Source organism: Vulcanibacillus modesticaldus (assembly GCF_001730235.1).
Classification (GTDB): Bacteria; Bacillota; Bacilli; order Tepidibacillales; family Tepidibacillaceae; genus Vulcanibacillus; species Vulcanibacillus modesticaldus.
Genome location: NZ_MIJF01000042.1, coordinates 1 through 8242, shown reverse-complemented (window position 1 = coordinate 8242; position 8242 = coordinate 1). Strand labels below are relative to the sequence as shown.

The window sequence follows — 8242 nt, the reverse complement described above, 5'->3', positions numbered from 1 at the left end:
CGAAGAGAATTCTTACCAAGCAATGCCCCCATCAAATAAACAATGATTTTATTTTGAACCTCAATGTATAGTAGCAACAAAGAAATAACTTTAGACATCAAGTTTGCCGCCTCCTTTGTTTGAGTAATTTTTTGAATGGTCAACTAAAAATTACCCTTAAATTGAGGGGGTGGCAATACCTTAATATAAATTTTTCAATAACAACAAGGTTTTTGACACAATAATCTATAAAACTTTTGACAATACGACAGCTTGTACGAGGGGAGAAAAAATGAAAAAATTATCAAGATATTTTGGATTAGTTATGATATTACTAGTCCTTGCAATCTATTTTGGATTCAATGCTCAAATAATAAATGCGGGTTCTGCTCCAATAAAGATCAAAGTTAATGGTAAAGATTTTAATCAAAATGAAGACACAGTTATAATTGATGGTAGGACTTTTATTCCTGTTCGTAAGTTTACCGAGTTACTAGGTTCTCAGGTTTCTTGGGATAGCAAAACTCGTGAAGTAATGGTTATAAAAGGCAATACGATGATTAAATTCCTAATTGACAGTAAAATGGTGTATTATAATTCAGAAAAGTTATATATGGATGCTAAGGCCCAGATAATTGATGGTCGTACTTATGCACCTGTTAGATTTGTTGCAGAAGCTTTTCGTCACAAGGTTGGTTGGGACAAGGAGACACGTACTGTATTGATAGACGAAGTTCCTGGATATGTCGTCAAGGAAGGAGATACATTACAATTAATTAGTGAAACATTTGGGGTTAGTATTGATGATTTAAAAAAATGGAATCAATTATCCAGTGATGTTATTTCAGTTGATACCAAAATTTTCTTTGAGCCTATTAGTTTTAATTCAGTAGATAAATTGAGGACAAAGGCTGTCGTTGAATATAGTGATGATGAATTAGAGTGGTTGGCAAAGATTATTTACGCTGAAGCTCGTGATGAGCCATATGAAGGACTAGTTGCGGTCGGAGCAGTAGTAATAAATAGGGTTAAAAATCCTTGGTTTCCAAATACCATATATGATGTTATATTTCAACAATCGCAATTTACTCCAGCAAAAACAGGACTTATATACAACATCAAACCTGATGAGGCTTCTTACCGTGCGGCAGAAGAAGCTCTGCTTGGTGTTGACCCTGTAGATGGAGCCTTGTTTTTCAATAACCCTAAAATTTCCACTAGTTCCTTCTTCAAAAATAAGAAACCATTAATTAAAATTGGTAATCATAATTTCTACCGTTAATTTGAAATACAGAAAAACTTGGCATGATTAGCCAAGTTTTTTCAATACTTTTAACTTAATCTAGTGAACACATGTTATAATAGTCTTAAAAAGTACGGTTATGTTTTATCAGTTTTGAATGGTTTAATATATTGTATTGGTAAGAAAGGAATGGATTAAATGAAAAGGGTTTCAGGAATATTAAAAGTATTACTGATTTTTCCGCTCTTATTAATGCTTAGTTCAAATGTTCTAGCGAATTCAAATTCTTTAGAGAAAATTAATATTATTGAAGACGCTTACCAATACTTCACTGATGAAGAGATTGAATTTATTAAAGAAGAGATTGAAAAATTGCCTGAAAATTATAAGTTCATTATCTTAAGTAGCATTACTGGTGATATAAAGGAAATAAGTAAGGCGTTATTTAATAATCGCAATTTTTCTCAAGATACAATTCTTATTTTAATTTTAAAAGACGACCGTAAAATATATATAACTACTGGTGATGTATTAGAAAAAAAGGGGTTAGATCAGGAATTTTTTAATCGGGAAATCGAAAGTTATTTTTTACCAAAAGTTGACGAGGGAAATGTGGCTTATGCATTGGTGAATTTAGCAAGGGGAATCAGTAATGATATTCCAAAGCAATTAGTCAAGGAAAAAAATTCCCCTAAAATACCTACTCCACCTAAAAATACTGAATCATCCAACAGTAAAAATACTTTTTTTGGTTATTCTAATCAGTTTCTTTGGACCAGTGGTATTATAATTTTAGTTTTAATTTTGTGGTTTTTCTCAGTCAAAGGTTTTAAGATAAAGAAATAGTCCAGAATTGGGCTTTTTTTTATTAGAAAATGAATTTCAGGTATGGTTAAATCTCTATTATTGTCGGATAGTGATTTGGTATAATAATAAATGTTCTGATGAAAATGATCATAGGAGGTTTTTTTCTTTTGTTATTAGAAAAGTATTTGTGGTCTGTTGCAAATAGATTGGTAAAAGAAAATGGGTTTTCTTTAATACACATACAAGAAACTAATAAGGGCGGCCAGCAAAGTGGGGTAAATTTAATTAAAAACACAAAAAGTGATTATACTTTTGTTCGTTTGATACCTGTTGAATTTATCTGGCCAAATCATATGATTCAAGAAATAGAGAATACTAAGATTGTGGCTGAAAAGATTCTTAAACATGTAAAAGGCAGAAAAATGAAGTTCTTAAACCTTTATGTATTTCAATCTAGTCCTAGTCAGGATATACATGACGCAATTTCTAGATTATCTAGAGAAGAACAAAAAAGAATTGAGTATTACTTTGGTTATGTTGATCTAGAGAGGGAACGAATTGGGATATTAGACAAAACATTTGAGAAAATTGGTATTCCAATGGAGCCTTTTGTGCATTATTTATCACATCCATCTCAAGAAGAGCCAGCAGAGATATTTGAGGAGATAAAAGATATTGAAAAAAAGAGGATAGAGGAGATTAACAGTATTTTTAATTATGGAAAGCCGTTATTAACCTATGGCATTATTTTTTTTAATGCATTAATGTTTTTATTAATGACTTTCAGTGGTGGAAGTACTGATCCCCTAGTTTTGATTAATTATGGTGCTAAAGAATCTTTTTTTATTACTAATGGTGAATATTGGCGTTTGATTACTCCAATATTTTTACATATAGGATTTATACATTTGGCACTTAATAGTATAGCTATATATTATTTAGGGCAAGCAACTGAAAAAATATATGGATCTTTACGTTTTTTTATCATTTACATTATTGCTGGAATTATTGGTAATTTAGGTAGTCTTTTTTTCGCCCCTTCATCTTTAGGAGCAGGTGCATCTGGAGCGATTTATGGTTTATTCGGAGCATTCCTTTATTTTGGCTATATATATCCTAATCTATTTTTTAGAACAATTGGAACTGATATTTTAACCGTTTTAGGAATTAACTTGGTCTTTAGTCTTTTTGCACCTAATGTGGATATTTATGCTCATCTTGGGGGTTTAATCGGTGGATTTATTGTGGCTGCAATTGTTCAGATACCGACTCAAAAGGGTAAACAATGGCGAATAAAAATTACTTCAATATTGATACTTTTATTAATAATCGGGGTAAGTTGGTGGGGAATTACTTCATTTGATTTTAAAGGAAGTCAAGCCATTTACCTAAAAGGGGAAGAAGCTTTAAATAAAGGTGATCTTCAGTTAGCTTATCGTATATTTGATCATTTAGTTAAAGAATACCCTAATCAACCGTTTTATCATTTTTATTTTGCTAATACTGTTTTGCAACAAGGAAAACCCGAGTTAGCAGAAAAATATTATCAACAGGCGCTAAAAATTGAACCAGATTTTCCACAAGTCCATTATAACCTGGCTTTGATTTCGATATTTAAAGATGATCAACAAAGTGCGATATTTCATTTAGAGAAAGCACTTGAAATCGACCCGTATTTTCAAGAAGCTAAAAAATTATTAGACGAATTAAAAAGTTGATATTTGAGCCTTCAAAATGGAAAATTATGAACATAGAGAGGCGAATATGATGCAACAATTGTTGAATACATTGGTTGAACGGAATAAAAGATGGACCAAAGAAGGAAAAGTGGCAACTTATATACCGGAGTTAGGGAAAGGAGATCCATCTGTATTAGGGATATCTATAATCGATTTGAATGGTAATCTATATAATGCTGGAGATTATAAATATAAATTCACCTTACAAAGTATCACAAAAGTGGTTACCTTAATGCTAGCTTTAATAGAAAATGGTAAGGAGAAAGTATTTCAATATGTAGGAATGGAACCAACTGGTGATCCCTTCAACTCAATAATCAAATTAGAGACCATCAAACCATCTAAACCTTTGAATCCGATGATAAATGCTGGTGCTATTACTACAGTTTCTTTGATATCTGGTGAATCACCTGAAGAACGACTACATAAGATATTGACATTGATTCATAAAATGACAGGTAATTACGGAATTACGTATAACGAGAAAGTTTTTCAGTCGGAATACCAAACTGGTGATTTAAACAAAGCTCTCGCATACTTTTTGAGAACCCATAATGTGATTACAGGAGATATTGAGGAACACTTAGAAGTATATTTTAAGCAGAGTTCTATTGAAGTAACCACTGAAGATGTGGCAAAAATAGGTGCAGTAATAGCCAATGATGGCAAAGATATCTACAATAATCAAGAAATCATCCCTTATGAAGTTGTAAGAATAGCCAAAACTTTCATGGTTACTTGTGGGATGTATAATGCTTCTGGAGAATTTGCGATTAATGTTGGTATTCCAGCTAAAAGTGGTGTTGGTGGTGGCATTCTTGCAACTGTGCCCCGAAGGTTTGGAATTGGAGTCGTTGGTCCGGCATTAGATGAAAAGGGAAATAGTATTGGAGGCGTGAAGTTATTAGAAGACTTATCCCAAAAATTAGATCTCAGTATCTTTTAGTTAGGAGCTTCAAGTGAATACCAAAAATCACGACAAAGGTCATTATATCAAAAATTTCTATCAAAAATAATCCTTGTTATCTTTATCTTAAGAAGATATAATGAAAGACAACAATTATATAGCGAATAATAAATAGGTTTTTCAGTCTATTTAGGCTGAAAGTTAAAAGGGAAGTTCGGTGAAAATCCGACGCGGTCCCGCCACTGTGATTTGGAAGTATTTCCACGTTAGACCACTGTTCTGCTAATTAAGTAGAATGGGAAGGTGTGGAAATGCGTTGCCATAAGCCAGGAGACCTGCCTATTTATTTGGAAGCTAGTTCTTCGAGGAAAGAAGTGGCATCTGGTTGATTTATGGTGTTTTATACACTATAAGTATACTGATAAAGCCTTTTTATCCTCGGGATAAAAAGGCTTTTTTTTCCTCGAGAATCCTATCATTTAATAATTTCAGAGGGAGAGTTGGAGATGTTTAAAAAAGGTTTTGTTTTAATTACTGTATTAGTACTGGTATTGGGGATTCTATCGGGATGTGCAACTGTGGAAGATACTTCTTCAGATGTAAATGAAGGAGTTGATCAAGAACAAACTAATAATGTGACTGAAACTAATTATCCATTGACTATTAAAGATGATTCTAGTAAAGAAATAACCATTAATGCTGAACCTAAAAGAATCATTTCACTAATTCCAAGCAACACGGAAATATTGTATGCACTTGGGCTAGATGGAAGGGTAGTTGCGGTAACAATCTTTGACAACTATCCAGTTGATGTTCAAGAACGAGTTGAATACGTCTTTGAAGATGGTTTAAATCCTAACATAGAACAAATTGTAGCATTAAATCCTGATTTAGTGATTCTTGGTGCTCACAGTGAGCAACTTTTAAACAGTATTAGAGCCCTAAATATTTCTGTCGTTCAATTTAATCCACAAAGTATTAACGCTGTTTACGAAACTATTGAAAAAATCGGTTTAATTACTAACACTAATGAAAAAGCTCAACAGGTAATTGCAGAGATGAAAGAAAAAGAACAATCAATTGTGGAAAAAATAGCTAACATCGCTGAGACAGACAAAGTCCGTGTTTGGGTAGAAGTTTCTAGTGATTTATGGACTTCTGGTAAGGGAACTTTTATTGATGAGCTAATCACAAAAGCAGGTGGAATTAATATTGTTGAAGAAAATGGCTGGGTTCAATATAGTGAGGAAAAGGTTATTGAAGCTAATCCACAGGTAATTTTCACGACATATGGATATTATACACCGAATGCTGTTGAGCAAGTTCTATCACGTGAAGGTTGGCAGCAAGTTGATGCTATTGTAAATAAACGGGTTATTAATGTGGATAATGATCTTGTTAGTCGTCCAGGACCTCGTATCATTGATGGACTTGGTGAAATTGCTAAAATATTATATCCAGATCAATTTTAAGAAAGGTTTAAGCTATGAATAATAAAAGGTTTTTCTGGACAGGAGGGCTCTTCCTCCTGCTCCTTTTTTCAATTATCTTGACAATTATGATTGGTGCAGTAAAGGTGCCTATTGAAACTACAGTAAGAATCTTGTTAGGTCATATTCCTTTTTTAGATATTGATCAAAACTGGACATCATCCCAAGACTCAATTATTTGGAATCTAAGATTACCAAGAACTTTCTTAGCTATTCTGATTGGAGCGATGTTATCCCTCTCAGGTGTTGCTTTTCAAGGAATTTTACATAATCCTTTAGCTGAACCGTATATTCTTGGGGTTTCTTCTGGTGCCGCTCTTGGTGCTGCAACTACAATTATTTTTTTGAATCAAAATTTATTTATTGGACAGCTAACTCTTCCGTTTTTTGCACTTATTGGCTCACTTATTACACTTGGTTTGGTGCTGTTGCTATCGAATGTAAAAAAGCAAAGGGGCAATGAGACATTAATTTTAGCTGGAGTAGTGATTCAATCATTATCTGGAGCTATCTTAACATTTTTAATTGCTATTTCTGGAGAGCAAATGCAATCGATCATCTTTTGGATGATGGGAAGTTTGGCAAATAAGGATTGGATAGATATTTTTATTATTTTGCCGATTTTTATTATTGGAATGATATACTTATTCACTCAATCTAGGGTTTTAAATGTTATGGCTTTAGGTGAGCGTGCTGCAATTCATCTAGGGGTAAATGTGGCTAGAAAGAAATTGATCATCTTAATCGTTGCTTCAATGCTTGCCGCTTCAGCTGTATCAATAGTTGGGATTATTGGTTTTGTAGGTTTGGTAATACCACATTTAATTAGGTTACTGATTGGACCAGATCACCGAATTTTACTACCTGTATCAACATTAGCGGGAGCGATATTTTTATTATGGACAGATACTTTGGCACGAATAGTAATTGATTCTAGAGAAGTACCAATCGGAGTATTGACTGCTTTTATAGGTGCACCAGTATTTGCGTATTTTCTTAGGAAGGGGTTAAAGGAGGGAAGTTGATGGACTTGATTCGAGTTAATAACCTGTCATTTAAATATGGTGAAAAAAAAGTAATTAACAATATTTCTTTTAATGTTAATGATGGAGAAAGTTTTGGTATTATCGGTCCCAACGGAAGTGGTAAAACCACTTTGTTGCGTCTTATGACAGGTCTTCTTAATTCAAGCGATGGTGAGATTCAATTTAATGGGAATCCCATATCCAATTATGGAAAAAAAGAATTGGCTAGGTTATTCGCTGTTGTTGAACAAGAAGGAACTCCCCCTCTTGCTTTTTCTGTGGAAGAAGTGGTGGCAATGGGACGTTATCCGTGGCTAAAACCATTTGCAAATTTGACTAAATTAGACCATCAAATAATTCATAAGGCACTTACAACATTTGAATTATTGGGGATAAGAAATCAGCCTGTTAATACTCTATCTGGTGGCCAAAGACAATTGGTATCTTTGGCTCGGGCGATGGTTCAACAACCAAAAGTACTTTTTTTGGATGAACCAACGACCTATCTGGATATTGGTAATCAGCAGTCCCTCATGAGACATATACGCAAATGGCAAGAAGAGAAGGGGTTGACAACAATCATGGTACTACATGACTTAAACCTTGCTGCACAATATTGTGATCGTTTGGTATTATTGGACCAAGGTTCAATTAAGGCTATTGGTAAAGTTGAAGAGGTAATTAGGGAACAAGAAATCGAAAAGGTATATAAAATAAAGCCTATACTAGTAAAACACCCACTGACCAAGGTTCCACAGATATTGCTAAACTGATGTTTAAGGAGTAACTTAATAGTTACTCCGCAGACTGAAGACTAACCTCATGCTAAATTACCTAGTATGAGGTTATTTTTGTCAAAAATGCTTAAAATCTTGGATGAAATAAAAAATTGAGAGCGATTCGGACGTCTCTTCCACGTCCAATTCGCTAGCTTTTTCAAATTCATGGCAGCAAAAACTAACATCGCCTGCATCGAGACTTTTTTCAAACCTCTTAACGTAGTCCAACGCAAACCATGTTTCTCTTTCATATCTGCAAATACTCTTTCTATT

General features: G+C 33.5%; 8 protein-coding genes and 1 riboswitch. Of the genes, 7 read left to right on the top strand and 1 reads right to left on the bottom strand.

The genetic code is table 11. From position 1 onward, the window contains the following. Positions 1 to 271 precede the first annotated feature (271 nt). From BHF71_RS08115 to BHF71_RS08085, 7 genes are all read left to right on the top strand, one after another. A complete protein-coding gene (locus tag BHF71_RS08115) occupies positions 272 to 1261 on the top strand; it encodes a stalk domain-containing protein (RefSeq protein ID WP_069657168.1) in 990 nt (329 codons plus the stop codon). A gap of 159 nt (positions 1262 to 1420) precedes the next feature. Then, a complete protein-coding gene (locus BHF71_RS08110) occupies positions 1421 to 2068 on the top strand; it encodes a TPM domain-containing protein (protein WP_069657167.1) in 648 nt (215 codons plus the stop codon). A 128-nt stretch (positions 2069 to 2196) separates the two neighbouring features. Beyond that, complete coding sequence (locus BHF71_RS08105) at positions 2197 to 3747, top strand: rhomboid family protein (RefSeq protein ID WP_069657166.1); 1551 nt, start codon at positions 2197 to 2199, stop codon at positions 3745 to 3747. 46 nt (positions 3748 to 3793) lie between these two features. Continuing rightward, entirely contained in the window at positions 3794 to 4714 is a 921-nt protein-coding gene (gene glsA, locus BHF71_RS08100) for a glutaminase A (RefSeq protein WP_218064935.1), read from the top strand. 117 nt (positions 4715 to 4831) lie between these two features. After that, a riboswitch (cobalamin riboswitch) is annotated at positions 4832 to 5032 on the top strand. 149 nt (positions 5033 to 5181) lie between these two features. After that, positions 5182 to 6147, top strand: coding sequence for an ABC transporter substrate-binding protein (locus BHF71_RS08095; protein WP_069657164.1), 966 nt, complete (start codon positions 5182 to 5184; stop codon positions 6145 to 6147). A 14-nt stretch (positions 6148 to 6161) separates the two neighbouring features. After that, entirely contained in the window at positions 6162 to 7190 is a 1029-nt protein-coding gene (locus tag BHF71_RS08090) for a FecCD family ABC transporter permease (RefSeq protein WP_069657163.1), read from the top strand. Continuing rightward, on the top strand, positions 7190 to 7963 hold the full coding sequence (locus BHF71_RS08085) for an ABC transporter ATP-binding protein (RefSeq protein WP_069657162.1): 774 nt from the start codon (positions 7190 to 7192) through the stop codon (positions 7961 to 7963). The genes BHF71_RS08090 and BHF71_RS08085 overlap by 1 nt, the downstream gene beginning before the upstream one ends. A gap of 47 nt (positions 7964 to 8010) precedes the next feature. Here BHF71_RS08085 and BHF71_RS12365 read toward each other — a convergent pair. Further along, positions 8011 to 8242, bottom strand: a 232-nt coding sequence (locus tag BHF71_RS12365) for a transposase (protein WP_084024109.1), incomplete at its 5' end; no start/stop codon positions are given.